13 protein-coding genes are annotated in these 15,751 nt (G+C 54.6%); 6 read left to right on the top strand and 7 right to left on the bottom strand.

Annotated elements, in window-relative coordinates; translation table 11 throughout:
* Positions 1-52 precede the first annotated feature (52 nt).
* The 6 genes from nusA (at position 53) to pnp (ending at position 8,269) form a co-directional block, all read left to right on the top strand.
* Positions 53-1,546, top strand: a complete 1,494-nt coding sequence (gene nusA / locus RG807_RS04445) for a transcription termination factor NusA (protein WP_298449248.1) — start codon at positions 53-55, stop codon at positions 1,544-1,546.
* Positions 1,547-1,563: 17 nt separating this feature from the next.
* The gene (gene infB, locus RG807_RS04440) at positions 1,564-4,125 is read left to right on the top strand and encodes a translation initiation factor IF-2 (protein WP_309043795.1); all 2,562 of its coding nucleotides are present in this window, start codon (positions 1,564-1,566) and stop codon (positions 4,123-4,125) included.
* A complete protein-coding gene (gene rbfA / locus RG807_RS04435; RefSeq protein ID WP_309043794.1) occupies positions 4,125-4,571 on the top strand; it encodes a 30S ribosome-binding factor RbfA in 447 nt (148 codons plus the stop codon). The genes infB and rbfA overlap by 1 nt, the downstream gene beginning before the upstream one ends.
* Positions 4,568-5,497 (top strand): tRNA pseudouridine(55) synthase TruB, encoded by a 930-nt coding sequence (gene truB, locus RG807_RS04430; protein ID WP_309043793.1) that lies wholly within the window; start codon positions 4,568-4,570, stop codon positions 5,495-5,497. The genes rbfA and truB overlap by 4 nt, the downstream gene beginning before the upstream one ends.
* A 78-nt stretch (positions 5,498-5,575) precedes the next feature.
* On the top strand, positions 5,576-5,845 hold the full coding sequence (rpsO, locus tag RG807_RS04425; protein ID WP_298449240.1) for a 30S ribosomal protein S15: 270 nt from the start codon (positions 5,576-5,578) through the stop codon (positions 5,843-5,845).
* A gap of 309 nt (positions 5,846-6,154) precedes the next feature.
* On the top strand, positions 6,155-8,269 hold the full coding sequence (pnp, locus tag RG807_RS04420; protein WP_309043907.1) for a polyribonucleotide nucleotidyltransferase: 2,115 nt from the start codon (positions 6,155-6,157) through the stop codon (positions 8,267-8,269).
* A 200-nt stretch (positions 8,270-8,469) separates the two neighbouring features.
* On the opposite strand, the gene RG807_RS04415 is transcribed toward pnp, so the two are convergent.
* The 7 genes from RG807_RS04415 to livH form a co-directional block, all read right to left on the bottom strand.
* Positions 8,470-9,348, bottom strand: a complete 879-nt coding sequence (locus tag RG807_RS04415) for an alpha/beta hydrolase (protein ID WP_309043792.1) — start codon at positions 9,346-9,348, stop codon at positions 8,470-8,472.
* Positions 9,318-11,183: an Lnb N-terminal periplasmic domain-containing protein gene (locus RG807_RS04410; RefSeq protein ID WP_309043791.1), complete on the bottom strand. Its 1,866-nt coding sequence runs from the start codon at positions 11,181-11,183 to the stop codon at positions 9,318-9,320. The genes RG807_RS04415 and RG807_RS04410 overlap by 31 nt, the downstream gene beginning before the upstream one ends.
* A gap of 85 nt (positions 11,184-11,268) precedes the next feature.
* The gene (locus RG807_RS04405; RefSeq protein ID WP_298449232.1) at positions 11,269-11,733 is read right to left on the bottom strand and encodes a DUF3015 domain-containing protein; all 465 of its coding nucleotides are present in this window, start codon (positions 11,731-11,733) and stop codon (positions 11,269-11,271) included.
* A 268-nt stretch (positions 11,734-12,001) separates the two neighbouring features.
* Positions 12,002-12,703, bottom strand: coding sequence for an ABC transporter ATP-binding protein (locus RG807_RS04400; RefSeq protein ID WP_298449580.1), 702 nt, complete (start codon positions 12,701-12,703; stop codon positions 12,002-12,004).
* Positions 12,704-12,711: 8 nt separating this feature from the next.
* Positions 12,712-13,467, bottom strand: a complete 756-nt coding sequence (livG, locus tag RG807_RS04395; RefSeq protein ID WP_298449228.1) for a high-affinity branched-chain amino acid ABC transporter ATP-binding protein LivG — start codon at positions 13,465-13,467, stop codon at positions 12,712-12,714.
* A gap of 6 nt (positions 13,468-13,473) precedes the next feature.
* Positions 13,474-14,745 carry a high-affinity branched-chain amino acid ABC transporter permease LivM gene (livM, locus tag RG807_RS04390; protein WP_309043790.1) on the bottom strand — a complete coding sequence of 424 codons (1,272 nt, stop codon included), beginning with the start codon at positions 14,743-14,745 and terminating at the stop codon, positions 13,474-13,476.
* Positions 14,745-15,668 (bottom strand): high-affinity branched-chain amino acid ABC transporter permease LivH, encoded by a 924-nt coding sequence (gene livH / locus RG807_RS04385; RefSeq protein ID WP_200202951.1) that lies wholly within the window; start codon positions 15,666-15,668, stop codon positions 14,745-14,747. The genes livM and livH overlap by 1 nt, the downstream gene beginning before the upstream one ends.
* Between the last annotated feature and the right edge of the window lie 83 nt (positions 15,669-15,751).

Here is a 15,751-nt window from a genome sequence, read left to right as displayed (position 1 = left end):
TATTTGAACAACTCAGTAGATGCACAGTTTATTTTCAGGGCAGGGCAATCCAATGAGTAAAGAGATCTTGCTGGTAGTTGAGGCCGTCTCGAACGAAAAAGGCGTCGAGAAGGAAGTGATTTTCGAGGCAATCGAACTGGCACTCGCCACCGCTGCAAAAAAACGCTATGAAGACGAAGAGTCAGATGTGCGTGTTTCTATCGACCGTCGCACGGGAGAGTATGAAACTTTCCGTCGCTGGCTGATTGTTGATAACGATGCGGTTCCCGCTCTGGGCACTGAACTGACACTTCAGGAAGCCGAAGAAATTGATTCCGAGCTGAAGCCGGGCGATACCTACGAAGAAAAGGCAGAGTCGGTTGCCTTCGGTCGCATCGGGGCTCAGGCTGCAAAGCAGATTATATTCCAGAAGGTTCGTGAAGCTGAGCGCAGCAAGATTGTCGACAGTTATCGCGACCGCGTTGGTGAGCTGGTTTCAGGTACCGTCAAAAAGGTTACGCGCGATAACGTCATTGTGGATCTTGGCGCTAATGCGGAAGCCTTGCTGCCCAGAGAGCACCTGATCCCGCGCGAAACCTTCCGTATGGGCGACCGGGTTCGCTCGCTTTTGCTGGAAATCCGTACGGATCACCGTGGCCCGCAGCTGATTCTTAGCCGTTCGGCTCCGCAGATGTTGGTTGAGCTGTTCCGTATTGAAGTTCCAGAGATAGCCGAAGATTTGATCGAGATCCGTGGCGCTGCCCGTGACCCTGGCTCCCGTGCCAAGATTGCAGTGAAAACCAACGACCGCCGTATTGACCCGGTTGGTGCTTGTGTAGGTATGCGTGGCTCCCGTGTTCAGGCTGTTTCCAATGAGCTGGGCGGTGAGCGTGTCGATATCGTGCTGTGGGACGATAACCCTGCACAGTTGGTTATTAACGCGATGTCCCCGGCCGAAGTAGCCTCGATTGTGATGGATGAAGATCGCCACACCATGGAAGTAGCCGTAGCGGCAGATAACCTGGCGCAGGCTATAGGCCGTAATGGGCAGAACGTACGCCTGGCGACCGAGCTTACAGGCTGGACTCTGAATGTTATGACGGAAGAAGAGGCCGGTGAGCGTCAGGAGCAGGAGTACAATACTCTGGTTGGCACCTTTACCGAGCACCTTGACGTGGATGAAGAGTTTGCCGGTGTGCTGATTGACGAAGGTTTTACCTCGATTGAAGAGGTTGCCTACGTACCTATGGAAGAAATGCTGGCAATTGAAGGTTTCGATGAAGACACAGTTACCGAGCTGCGCCGCCGGGCCAAAGATGTCCTGTTGAACCAGGCACTGGCTAGTGAAGAGGCTCTCGACGGTGCAGAACCGGCAGAAGATCTTCTGGGCATGGACGGAATGGATCGTGGCCTGGCGTTTAAACTCGCCGGTATGGGTGTACGTACCATGGAAGATCTGGCTGAGCAGTCGGTTGATGATTTGCTCGATATCGAAGGAATGGATGAAGAGCGTGCAGGCCAATTGATTATGGCAGCACGCGCCCCCTGGTTTGAAGACCAGGCTTAATTCGGGAGGAGACCAGTATGGCTGAAGTAACGGTAAAACAACTGGCCGAAGATGTAGGCGCTCCCGTGGATCGTTTGCTGAAACAGATCGTGGAAGCTGGCCTGAAGGCTCGCTCGGAAAACGACGCTGTATCCAGTGATGAGAGGCAGCAGCTGCTGACCTATCTGAGAAAGACCCACGGTGAAGCAGGCGCTGAGCCGAACAAGATTACTCTTAAGCGTAAGACCACAACAACGCTCAAGGCTGGTAAGGCCAAGACTGTCAATGTGGAAGTACGCAAGCGCCGCACTTATGTTAAGCGTGCGGAGCTGCAGCCGGAGCCAGAAGTGGCGACGCCGGCACCAGTAGCAGAAGAGTTGCCGGAAGAGCAGAAGTTGGAACAGCCTGAGGCAGAGCAAGCGCCAAAAGTGACTGCTCCGCAGGCTGATACAGGGGCTCCTTCCGAGGCAGCGAAGGCAGAAGTGCCGGTTGCAGAAGAGCAGGTTGCCGCTGAAAAGGCTGAGCCCAAGAAGGCGGCAGAGCCTGAGCCTGTGGTCGCTCCGGAAGATATTCCGATGCCACCGCCCGAGGGCGAAGGTAAAGACCGCAAGCCCAAGAAAAAGAAAGAAAAAGTTCGCGAACGTGGCGACGATGCCGAAGATGGCAAGCCCAAGAAGAAACAGGCTGGACATCGTGGTCCACGCAGTCGTCCTGCAGATGCACCGCTGGTAGTCTCTGATGACGATGATGACACCACGCTGCGCAAACCGCTGCGGGCGAAAAAGAAACCCAAAGAGAAGCGTCATGGCTTCGAGAGGCCGACCAAACCAATGGTCAGAGAAGTAGAAGTTCCTGAAGTGATTACCGTTGGCGATCTTGCCCAGCGGATGGCCGTTAAATCCGGTGATGTCATCAAAGCATTGATGGGCATGGGCGTGATGGCAACCATTAACCAACCTCTGGACCAGGAAACATCGACACTGGTTGTTGAGGAGCTGGGCCACAAGGCCAAGCCGATCAGTGATGACGCCTTTGAGCACGACGTGCTCAGCGAATTCAAAGTGGAAGGCCAGGAAAAGGCCAAACGTGCCCCTGTTGTGAGTGTGATGGGCCACGTTGACCATGGTAAGACATCGCTGTTGGATTACATTCGGCGTACCAAGGTTGCCTCAGGTGAGTCCGGTGGTATTACGCAGCACATTGGTGCATACCATGTTGAAACCGACCACGGTATGATTTCGTTTCTGGATACCCCGGGCCACGCGGCTTTCACCGCGATGCGTGCTCGCGGAGCCCAGTGTACGGATATCGTTATCCTGGTAGTTGCATCTGATGATGGCGTAATGCCGCAGACCAAAGAAGCGGTGCAGCATGCCCGCTCTGCCGGTGTGCCTATTGTTGTGGCTATCACCAAGATGGACAAGGAGCAGGCAGATCCGGATCGGGTGAAGAACGAACTGGCTGCCATCGAAGTTATCCCTGAAGACTGGGGCGGTGATGTGCAGTTTGTGCCCATCTCTGCAAAGTCTGGCGAAGGCGTAGATACTCTGCTGGAAGCGGTTCTGCTGCAGGCCGAGATTCTTGAGCTGCAAGCGTCTCCTGATGCGCCGGCTAACGGTGTCGTTGTTGAGTCCAGTCTCGAGCGTGGCCGTGGTTCTGTAGCTACCGTACTGGTTCAGAACGGTACCCTGCGCCAGGGCGATATGGTTGTTGCTGGCTCTTTCTTCGGTAAGGTTCGTGCAATGACCGATGAAGCCGGTAAGCAAGTCAAGGAAGCTGGCCCCTCAATTCCGGTCGAGATTCTGGGTCTGAACGGCACGCCGAACGCCGGCGATGAATTCTTTGCCGTAGCCGATGAGCGCAAAGCGAAAGAGCTGGCTGAATTCCGCCACATTCGTGAGCGCGAGCAGCGTTTACAGCGGGCGCAAGCAGCCAAGCTGGAGAACCTGTTCGAGAACATGGGCAAGGACGAGGTTAAAACCCTCAACGTTGTTCTGAAGACAGACGTTCGCGGTTCGCTCGAAGCGATCACCAAGTCGTTGCAGGATCTGGGTAACGAAGAAGTACAGGTGAAGATCGTATCTTCCGGCGTTGGTGGTATTGCCGAGACAGATGTGAGCCTTGCGATGGCGACCGGCGCTGTTATCTTCGGTTTCAACGTTCGTGCTGATACAGCATCCAAGCGGTTGGTTGAACAGGAAGGTCTGGATCTGCGTTACTACAGCATCATCTACAACCTTCTGGACGATGTGACGGGCGCCTTGACCGGCATGCTGGCACCGGAGTTCCGCGAAGACATCGTCGGTATTGCTGACGTTCGTGACGTGTTCCGTTCACCAAAGTTTGGCCAGGTAGCTGGCTGCATGGTGACCGAGGGCAACGTATACCGGAACAAGCCGATTCGTGTACTGCGGGATAACGTGGTTATCTTTGAAGGCGAGCTGGAATCCCTGCGTCGCTTCAAGGATGACGTGCCTGAAGTCCGTAACGGCATGGAGTGTGGTATCGGTGTTAAGGGCTACGATGTGAAGGTCGGTGACCAGATCGAAGTCTTTGACCGTGTCAGGGTCGAGCGTAAGCTCGAATCCACGGGGGCCTAATGCCTAGAGAGTTCAGTCGTATTGATCGCATCGGCGATCAGATGCAGCGTGAGCTTGCCCTGCTGATTCAGCGTGAGGTCAAGGATCCGCGGTTGGGCATGGTAACGGTTAATGCAGTCAAGGTCAGTCGTGACCTTGGCTACGCCGACATCTATGTCTCTCTGCTGACTACCGAGGAGCTCACTGCTGAGTCTCCTGAAGTCGTGGACTCGATTTCTGTGCTGAACAGAGCAGCAGGGTTCCTGCGGGGGCAAGTGGGAAGAGCTATGAAACTGCGGGTTATACCGCAGCTTCGGTTTCACTTCGACGCACTCCAGGGCTACAGCCGCCGAATGGACAATCTCATTCGCGAAGCGGTCGGTGATAAGTCGGCCGTTGAGCGGAATGATGCCAGCCAGGGTGGCAATGAGGGTGATAACGAGAGTAATCCGGGGTCAAACGCTTGAGCCGCAGACGCAAAGGCCGTGAAGTTAATGGCATTCTGGTAATCGATAAGCCGTTGGGTATCACCTCCAACGGCATTTTGCAGCAGGTTAAGCGTCTCTATGGTGCTGCCAAGGCCGGCCATACCGGCGCTCTCGATCCGCTTGCAACTGGCGTGCTTCCCTTGTGTTTCGGTGAAGCAACAAAATTCTCCCAGATGATGCTGGATAGCGATAAAGCCTATATCGCCACTGCGCGCCTCGGTGAACGTACCGAAACCGGCGACAGTGAAGGCGCCGTAGTCGCTACAAAACCAGTACCAGAAAATCTTTCACCGGAAGTGCTTGAGCCTGTGCTTGAGCAGTTTCGTGGTGATATCCAGCAAGTTCCTTCCATGTATTCCGCGCTCAAGCACAATGGACGTCCGCTCTATGAATATGCCCGTGAAGGCATTGAAATTGAGCGCCCGGCACGTCCGGTAACCATTTATGAGCTTGAGCTTCTGGCTGTCCGTGAAAATGAACTGGATATTGCGGTTAAGTGCACCAAAGGTACGTACATTCGCTCACTCGTCGAAGATATCGGCGAGGTCTTGGGATGCGGCGCTCATGTAATTGAGCTCAGGCGCACGCTGGCCGCAGGGTTTACCTTGGAGGATGTACACGCAGTGCCTGATTTAGAGGCGATGCGAGAGCGTGATGAAAGTCTGGATGGCCTTCTGGTTGCACCGGATGCAGCGCTCTCCATGTTCCCGGAGCACCGTCTGTCGGGGCAGCCGTTGGTGTCGATATTGAATGGACAACCGGTTAGAATACCGGGTCAGGCTTATGATGGCTTCGTTCGTATTTATGGCAACGAAGGTTTTGTAGGGCTGGCAGAAGCATTGCCGGAAGGCGAGGAAACCAAACTGGTACCACGTCGATTGGTGAGTGACAGCGGAAAGCGTTAGGTTTACCGCTGTTTAGCCGGGCTGTAGAGGTGCGCGGTTCGGCCGGATTTGACAGCATCGCAAACATTGAGGTGATTTATGGCATTGTCTGCCAGCGAAAAAGCACAGATCGTTCAAGATTATAAGCAAGCTGAAGGTGATACAGGCTCCCCGGAAGTGCAGGTTGCACTGCTGAGCGCCAACATCAACAAGCTGCAAGGCCACTTCAAGATCAACAAGCAGGATCACCATTCCCGCCGTGGTCTTATTCGGATGGTAAACCAGCGTCGTAAGCTGCTGGACTACCTCCGTAAGAAGAACGGCGACCGTTACCTGGAGCTGATCAAGCGCCTGGGTCTGCGTCGCTAAATCTGGTCTTACGACCTGACGGCTGCTCCGGTATTGCTCCGGAAGTAGTCACCAGCCGGCGGGTTCCTCAGGGGGCCTGCCGGTTGTGCTTTTCATCACTGCATTGAGTACTTTTGTGAAACTGGGCTTTTCTGTCGTATTGGAAAGCTGAATTAGATAGCAGGTTGTTGAAAGCCCGGGCGGTACGCGCTGTCAGCGTACCGATAATCCAGCCGGGGTTTTACAACAGCCTGTTAGCTTTCAGGCAGAGTGTCTTCAGAATCACACTTCAATCATTCTGAACAGATAACGCAGGAGTTCGTTGTGGATCTGCAACCGCGTAAGAAATCATTTGAACTGGGTGGCGAAACCGTCACTCTGGAAACGGGCCGTATTGCTCGTCAGGCTACAGGTTCCGTTCTGGTCACCGTGGGTGACATTTCGGTTCTCGGTACTGTTGTTGGCGCCAAAGAAGCCAAGCCGGGTCAGCCATTCTTCCCGCTGACCGTTAACTATTTTGAAAAGACCTACGCCGTGGGCAAAATCCCCGGTGGTTTCTTCAAGCGTGAAGGGCGTCCTTCCGAGAAAGAAACTCTGACATCCCGTTTGATCGACCGTCCGATTCGTCCACTGTTCCCGAACGGTTACATGAACGAGACTCAGGTTATCTGTACGGTTATGTCTTCCAGTAAGCAACAGGATCCGGATATCGCTGCTATGTTGGCCGCTTCGGCTGCCCTGGCAATCTCTGGTATTCCGTTCGCTGGTCCTATTGGTGCGAGCCGTGTTGGCTACACCAATGAGCGCGGTTACTTCCTGAACCCGAGTTTTGAAGATCTGAAAGCCTCCCTGCTGGACATGGTGGTTGCGGGTACTGAAGACGCGGTTCTGATGGTTGAATCCGAAGCCAAAGGTCTGAGCGAAGATCAGATGCTGGGTGGCGTTCTGTTTGCGCATCAGGAAATGCAGACTGCTGTAACAGCGATCAAAGAATTCGCCGCTGAACATGGCAAGCCTCGTTGGGATTGGCAGCCAGCTGCTGAAAACACCGAACTGCTGGGCGCGATCAAGTCTGAGTTTGCCGGTGCTATTGAAGAGGCCTATGGCATTCACGACAAGATGGCTCGTTACGCGCGTCTTGGTGAAATCAAAACGGCTGCAGTTGAGAAACTTGCAGGCGAAGAGGAAGGCCAGCCTTCCGCCGACGAAGTTAAAAAGAACTTCGGAAAAGTTGAGAAGACCGTTGTTCGCCAGCAGGTAATCGATGGTAAGCCACGTATCGACGGCCGTGACAACAAAACCGTTCGTCCGATCGAAATCGAAGTGGGCATTCTGCCAAGCGTACACGGTTCTGCACTGTTTACCCGTGGTGAAACTCAGGCAATCGTTACGACGACTCTGGGTACTTCTCGCGACGTGCAAACCATCGACGCACTGGAAGGTGAGCGTAAGGATCCGTTCCTGTTCCATTACAACTTCCCTCCGTACTCGGTAGGTGAAGCGGGCCGTGTTGGCACCCCTGGTCGTCGTGAAGTTGGCCACGGTCGTCTTGCCAAACGCGGTGTGATGGCGGTTATGCCGACCTTGGAAGAATTCCCGTATGCAGTTCGCTCTGTGTCCGAGATTACTGAGTCCAACGGCTCCAGCTCTATGGCCTCTGTTTGTGGCTCAAGCTTGGCGTTGATGGATGCTGGTGTTCCGCTGAAGGCAGCAGTTGCCGGTATCGCCATGGGTCTGGTCAAGGAAGGCGACAAGTTTGCCATCCTGACCGACATTCTGGGTGATGAGGATCACCTGGGCGATATGGACTTCAAGGTTGCCGGTACCAAAGACGGTATTACTGCTCTGCAGATGGACATCAAGATCCAGGGTATTACTGACGAGATCATGGAGCTTGCGCTCGAGCAGGCCTATGCAGCGCGTCAGCACATTCTGGTTGAGATGAACAAGGTTATCTCTGAGTCGCGCACCGAGTTGTCGCCGCGCGCTCCGAGCATCACCGCAATCAAGATCAACCCCGAGAAGATCCGCGACGTTATCGGTAAGGGCGGCTCCATGATCCGTTCTATCTGTGATGAGACTGGCGCTTCCATTGATCTGGATGACGACGGTAATGTGAAGATCTACGCAGATAACCAGGAAGCGGCTCAGGCTGCGGTTAACCGTGTTAAGGAAATCACTGCTGAGATTGAGGTTGGTGCTATCTACAAGGGTCGCGTCGAGCGTATTGTGGACTTTGGTGCCTTTGTTAACATTCTGCCTGGCAAGGATGGTCTGGTGCATATTTCCCAGATCTCTGAGCGCCGGATTGAGAACGTGACTGACGAGCTAAGTGAAGGTCAGGAAGTTCTGGTCAAGGTTCTGGATGTTGATAACCGTGGCCGTGTGAAGCTGTCCATGAAGGAAGTTAAGGAAGGCGAGCAGCCGACTGACTTTTCTGACTGATAGTTAGCAGCTAATAAAAACCCGCCTTTCCTATGGATTGGCGGGTTTTTTTTGTCTCCCTACTTGGGTGGTGGCCTCAGTCGAAAGAACCTTTTCAAAACACGCTACGAGCACATCCATGTGCGCTTGTTTCGGGCCGTCCTTGGCCCTCTGCAGTTTTGAAAAGGTTCTTCCGACTGAGGCTTATGTATCTGAGTTGCCTATTTGCCTTCTAAAAACTCTAACACGGCGTCCTTATAAGCAGGAATGATGAACGTTGCCGAATGTGGTGTATCTGTCGGCAGGAATTGCTTTGGCTCTCTAGCCGCTTCATAAAGCGCCTGGCCGTGATGAAAAGGGATGATGCCGTCACGCACGCTGTGGATGATCATAATGGGGGTGGGACTAATGTTGGCAATAAGATCTAAGCCTTCGTAATCGTCCGGTATGGTCCAGCTCAGGGGGACCTGGAAGGCCCAGGTTAGCCAGAACTCGGAGAGCTTTTCTCTCGCAATGCCGCGGAAGCCGGAAAAGGTGCCGTCGAGGATGACGCCGCTGAGTTCCGGGGGTTCGTTTCTTTGTACCCATTCGCTGGCGAGAGTTAGCCCTAAGGCGCCACCCAGGCTCTGGCCGAGGAGGAAGGTGGGGGTGTTTTTGGTTTCAGGCTTTGTGGCTAGCCAACGTAGCCCGATTTCTGAGTCGTGGAGCGCACCTTCTATGTCGGGTGCGCCTGTTGATTTACCGTAGCCCCGGTAGTCGATGGTGAAGACGTTATAGCCCTCAGCCGGCAGCCAGGCGATGTTTAGCAGGTGGCTGCTGATGTTCTGGGCGTTGCCGTGGAGGAAGTAGACGGTGCCTTGTGCTTCGCCTTTGGCGGGTAGCCACCAACCGTGGAGGGTTTCGCCGTCGGCTGTGTCCAGGTGGACGTTTTCGTAGCTAAGGTTGAGGCGGTCGGGGGTTATGTAGGTGTTCCTGTCCGGAAAGAAGAACAGGCTGCTGCAGCCGCTTTGCATTAGTGCTGCGGCTGTGACCAAAAGCGCCAGCAGGGGCGCTTTTAGCGAGTGTGGTTTCAGAAGTAAGCGTGGAGTCCGGCGTGCCATGTGCTCTGGTACCTGTCGTAGTGTTCTTCTCGGGTGAATTCAGCGAAGAGGCTGAATTCGCGGCCGAAGTGCCAGTCGCCCTTGGCGTAAATTTGATCCTGCCGGTGTTGGGTGCTGACGATCCAGGCTTTGGTTTTTGCGCCGGCCAGCAGGCTGAACTGGTTGTTCTGGTGCAGCAGGCCGATGTCAGCACCGGGTGCCGCGTCGTAGCCGCGACGAAGGTCATCATCGATTTCCACATCTGCAGTGAAGACGGCGAAGGTCTGTATATGCTGGCCCATGCGCCAGCTTCCACCCGCACCACCTTCGAGATAGGGTGCCAGAACCCGTTTGTTGCCGGTATCGGTACGGCGTCCACCGAAGCCCACCTGCCAGGATAAAGGTGAGAAAAACGCATCTCTCGGGCTCAGGGAACGGATTTCAACACCCGTAAGCTGTTCCAGTTGCAGTTCGTCATTGTTGGTGTAATAGCGAGCATCCAGCCGCAGGAATTGTAACTGGGCCCCGCTGCGATAGCCGGCCGGAGGATCAAGAACGTCGTGATAGGCTGGTCGGAACGTGAGTTGGGTAAACTCGCGGTGGTCCAGTTGCCCGGCTCCCAAGCTTACGCGGAAGGTGTCATGCCCTTGATCATCACGAATCTGCGGCTCTGGTGGTTGATCAAGGGAAGCTACGCCGTCAATTTTGCTGCGCTCGCGCAGCAGGCTATGGGATAAAGGCGCAGCGACCTCTCTTGGCCAACTGTCTGCTTCGCTCTGATAGCGTACGTAATCGTATGTAGCGTCAAGCAGATGGGCCCGTTCCTGAGGTGGTAGGGCAAGTACTTCGTCGCTGTTCGGAGCCACGTAGCCATTTGCGATTGCAGCGGCAAGAGTTTGTTGTGGCTTGGGAAGTGCAGACAAACTGTGGGCCACAGCCGTGGCTGCTGATGCGCGGTAGTACACCTCGTCAACCAGGTCTTTATCGACTACCCAGCGAACGGTGTCGGATGGTATGGCATGAGTGCTGACTTCGCCCAGTAGGTTGGTGCCCGGGCGGGCAATGTCGATGAGTGCCAGTAAGCGGTAGGCGCAGTTTTCATCGAAAAAGTAGTAGTCAAAATTACGGTCCCGGATTTCCCATGCATGAGCCAGCATGAAGTTTACTTCCTGCTGATTCAGGTTCAGTTTGTATTCCCAGAGATCCCGGTGCTCTATATCCGAGTAGAGCCGGATTTTTTCGTAATAGGGCTGAATAGTTGTAATACCGGGGTAACCGCCGAAAATTCCACGATAGGCAAACAGCAGTTCGCTGTCGTGGGCAGCGGCATCAGCCGCGTAGGAAATTGTATTGGCGAGCAGCAGATTGGTTTGATCGTCTTCCTGGGGCGGGTCCAGTCGCAGGAATGTATGCCCGAACATTGACGATGGGCTGTTCAGATAAGACGCCGCAAAAACCAGAGTAACGCTTTCAGTATTTAGCGTTTCGGTCCACTTTTCATAACCGGGGCATTCTATTTCTGTTGTTGGTAAATCAAGATGCTCGCGAAGCCAGGAATCCCGTGCGGGGAAACGACATCGGGCATGGTTATCGCCACCACCAGTTTGCTGTATAGCTTCCAGAGTCGCTTCCAACTCGGCCTTGGGAGAGGTTTTGCCTTCTTCGCTCAGAAAAAAGTCCGGGTCGTCGGCTTGGCTGGTGTGGCCCTTACCGAGCAGGTCGGGTTGGTAGTGAATGAGCGTGAGCCAGGCCGGATCCAGGTGGAGCGGAAGGTCACTGGCTTGAGTTTGAGCCTGCAGAGGTAAACTGACGGAGAGCCAAAGCACCACTGGCCCAATGCGAAGCGTGTTGCCCATGGGTAAATACGAGTTCCGGTCGGGTGTTTTCAAGCGAGGGGAGCGCGCCATCCTTGGCGCTTGATGCATCCCTGCAGCATAGCTATTAGGCCGCTACGTACTTGCTCAGCGACTCATTCTTCTCCAGCAGAGCGACGATTGCGTCTACTGCTTCACCAGAAGTGGTGTCGGAGCTTGGGAAGATAGCAGCGAAGTTGTCCTGCAGAACCTGACGGAAATCGCCACGATCTGCTGCTTCAACGCCCAGAAGAACTGCCAGAGTTTCCAGGTTCTCGCCGTTGCCGCGCGACATATCGCGAGCTACTTTATCGATGTTGCTGTCCATGTACATGGCCATTGACTGAACAGACTCGTTGGTCGTGCAGCCCAATGTGCCGGAGGTCATGCCGAAGGTCTGGTTGCCAAATGTGCCGTTAGTCGTAGCAGCCAGTACGTGGGGAGCAATACCTGATTGGCCTTTCCAGATCATGGCGCCAACGCCACAGCCAGGTTGGGCGAAAGCCATGGAAGAGGCACCCAGAAGAATTGCACCTGCGATCAATTTTTTCATTATCCACTCCTTTGTATTTTATACAGTCGTCGCAAAATCCACATGGCCAGCTTGGTTGCTGGCAGTGGGGAACGGCCCTGACGGGCTCCCGTGGAGACAGGCATTTAGACCGTTGCCTTGAGTATAGTGCAGATTTGACAAAGGCAAGTCTATACCTCTGCGACTATTTGATTTCACCAGACTATTTCTATTTTTTATGTTGCTGGAATAAAAAGGAGGTATAAAAAACCGGAGCAGGCTCCGGTTTTTATGTTACGGGAATGGTCGCTTAGCCTCCAAGATAGGCATTTTGCACGTCCGGGTTTTCAAGCAAATTTTTGCCCGTATCGTGCAACCGTATTTTTCCCGTTTCCAGCACGTATCCTCGATCTGCGAGATGCAGTGCCTGGTGCGCGTTCTGCTCCACCAGGAATACGGTAATACCTTCATCACGAAGGTGTCCGATGATCTCGAAGATCTGCTTGATGATCAGCGGCGCCAGTCCAAGGGAAGGCTCATCCAGGATGATCATGTGGGGGTTGCTCATCAGCGCCCGGCCTATGGCCAGCATCTGTTGTTCACCTCCCGACATGGTGCCAGCGCGTTGATGCTCACGCTCTTTGAGGCGAGGGAAAAGCTCGTATACATGAGCCTGGTTTTTGCGGATCTCGGATTTGCTGGTGAAGAATCCGCCCATGTGCAGGTTCTCTTCAACCGTCAGGCCGGAGAATATGCGCCGACCTTCGGGCACTATCGCTAAACCTGAGCGCATGATCTGCGCAGTAGGTTCATTGGTGATATCCCGACCCTCAAGAATGATGCGCCCGGAACTGGCTTGAGGCATTCCGCACACTGTCATCAGCAGGGTGGTTTTCCCCGCCCCGTTGGCTCCGATCAAGGAGACAATCTCACCTTTGTTAACCTCAACAGAAACCCCGTGCAGGGCCTCGATCTTGCCGTAGTGGGTGTGGACATCTTCTAGTACTAGCATGCTCATGGTCAGGCCTCGCCCAGGTAAGCTTTGATCACGTCGTCGTTGTGGCGGATTTCTTCCGGTGTGCCGCTAGCCAGGGGCTTGCCCTGGTTGATGACGTTAATCCGGTCTGAAATATCCATTACCAGGCTCATGTCGTGCTCAATCAGCACTACGGAAACGTTGTAGTCCTCCTTCAGGCTCACAATCAGCTGATTGAGTTCTTTGGTTTCCGCCGGGTTCAGGCCAGCCGCGGGCTCGTCGAGCATGAGCAGTTTGGGCTCGGTGACCATGCAACGTGCAATTTCAAGCCGCCGCTGCTGGCCGTAAGCCAGGTTGCCTGCATCCCGGTTGGCGAGATCCAGAAGACCAACACGCTCCAGCCAATAGGCGGCTCGGTCCAGTGCTTTTTGTTCCCGTTCCTTGTAGCTGGGGGTGCCCAGCAGGCCAGCAAGCATGTTGGTGTTGAGGTGGCGGTGCTGGGCTACAAGCAGGTTCTCCACAACGGTCATCTGCGTAAACAGGCGCACGTGTTGAAAGGTTCGCACCATGCCCAAGCGGGAAATTTTGTAGTCTGGAGTGCCCTGTATTTCCCTGCCTTCAAAAATCACCTTGCCGCCCGTGGGCTTGTAGAACCCGCTCAGGCAGTTGAATACGGTGGTTTTTCCGGCGCCGTTAGGGCCGATGATAGAGACGATTTCCCGTTCCTGCACGTCCAGTGAAACGCCGTCAACTGCCAGCAGGCCGCCAAAACGCATGGACAGATTTTTTACTTCAAGCATTGTCTGTCACCCCTGCTTGTTCAGTGTGATTTGGATACGGCGCACAGGCAGTAAACCTTGTGGACGCCATACCATCATCAGCACCATGGCAGCGCCGAAAATAAGCATGCGGTACTCGGAAAACTCCCGGGCCAGTTCCGGCAGGATTGTTACCGCAATAGCCGCCAATATGACGCCAAGCTGCGACCCCATGCCGCCCAGAACCACGATGGCCAGAATGATGGCGGATTCAAGGAACACGAAAGATTCGGGGCTGATAAACCCCTGCTTGGAAGCAAATACAGTGCCCGCGAACCCGGCAAAGAAAGCGCCGATAGTGAAGGCTGACAGCTTGACCGCCGTGCGGCTGAGGCCGAGGGAACGAGCTGCGATTTCGTCTTCCCGCAAGGCTTCCCACGCTCGGCCAACTGGCATCCGCATAAAGCGTCGGATGATCAGCGCAGTAATCACTGCAAGCACCAGCGCAATCAGATACAGGAATATGACCTTGTGTTCGCCGCTGTATGCAATGCCAAAGGTTTCGTGGAAGGAGGTGTTGCCTTCTTCCTTCACGCGCCGGCCAAACTCCATGCCAAACAGGGTAGGCTCAGGAATGCCGCCAATGCCGTTGGGGCCGCCAGTCAGGGTTGTCCAGTTATTCAGCAGGATGCGGATGATCTCGCCAAAGCCCAGGGTGACGATCGCGAGATAGTCCCCCCTGAGACGCAAAACCGGAAAACCCAGAATCATCCCGGTCAGCCCGGCCAGCAACGCACCAATGGGCAAAGCCATCCAGAATGAAATGCCGGTGTATTGGGACAGCAAGGCGAAGGTGTAAGCGCCAACTGCATAGAATGCCACGTACCCGAGATCCAGCAGGCCCGCGAGGCCTACGACCACGTTAAGGCCTAGTGCCAGCATGATATAGATCAGTACCAGCGTCGCCAGATCCACCGAGCCCCGTGACACAAGGAATGGCCAGAACAGTGCAAACACCACAATGCCGGTCAGTAACCAGGATTCCAGCTTTACCCGCTTTGTTTGCTCCATCGGCTCCCTGCCGGCTAACGGGTTGAAGTTGGGTAGTTTGCCCAGTGCGCCCATGAATGTGTCACGGAAGGTTTGGAACACAAACACGGCAACCGCAGCCAACACAATGGCGACGTAGGTTGAGGTTTTCGCGCCGGAGAGCGTGATGTTGACGCCCTTGGCTTCGAGGCTAAGACCCAGAATGGGGAAGGAAATAATGAGTGTGACAATCGCGCAGAACAGGGCGTGTCTCATGTTGTTAGCAGCCATCAGATCTTCTCAACCTCCGGTTTGCCAAGCAGGCCCGTGGGTTTGAACAGCAGTATGAGGATTAGCAGGCCGAATGAGACCACGTCTTTGTATTCGCCGCTGAGATAACCAGAGGTCATACTTTCCGACACACCGAGGATCAGGCCGCCAAGCATGGCGCCAGGTATACTACCGATGCCTCCCAGTACGGCTGCGGTAAACGCTTTTAGCCCTGCAATGAAGCCAAATAGCGGGTCAACCGACCCGTAATACATGCCAAGGAGCAGGCCGGCGACGGCGGCCAGTGCTGCACCGATTATAAACGTGGCAGAAATGATGCGGTTGGTATCTATGCCCAGCAGGCTGGCCATGCCGATATCCTGAGAAACTGCCCGGCAGGCACGGCCTGTACGGGAGCGGGAGATGAACAGCGACAGGGCCGTCATGCAAATCAGAGTGGTTATGAATATGGTGATTTGCATGTAGGAGAGGGACATCTCGAACGCACCATCGGCGCTGAAGTTGAAGCCGCCTTCAATGAGCGCAGGAAAGCCAATGTTGCGAGAACCTTGAGCCAGGTGAACATAGTTCTGCAGGAAGATGGACATGCCGATTGCAGAGATCAATGGGATCAGGCGATGACGGCCCCGTACTGGCCGGTAGGCGACTCGTTCTACTGCCCAGCCCATGGAGCTGGAAACCAGCATGGCGCACAGAAGCGCAACGATAAGAATCAGTGGAAGCCAGGCAAGGCCGAGAGCTGTCAGGCCGGTAATGGCGATGAGCGCGGTGTAGGCGCCGATCATGTAGATCTCACCATGGGCAAAGTTGATCATGCCGATGATGCCGTAAACCATCGTATAGCCGATGGCGATCAGGGCATAGGCACTCCCGATCGTAAGCCCGTTAATGAGCTGTTGAGAGAAATAAAGGAGATCTTGCATTATTGTTTGACTCCGGAGGCCCGCTCCCTCCGCTGTATCAGCCTGGCGCAGGATAACCACGCCAGAAGTGAGACAGAATTAAC

The organism is Marinobacter sediminicola, assembly GCF_031157525.1.
Classification (GTDB): Bacteria; Pseudomonadota; Gammaproteobacteria; order Pseudomonadales; family Oleiphilaceae; genus Marinobacter; species Marinobacter sediminicola.
This window is presented reverse-complemented; position numbering and strand designations above follow the sequence as displayed.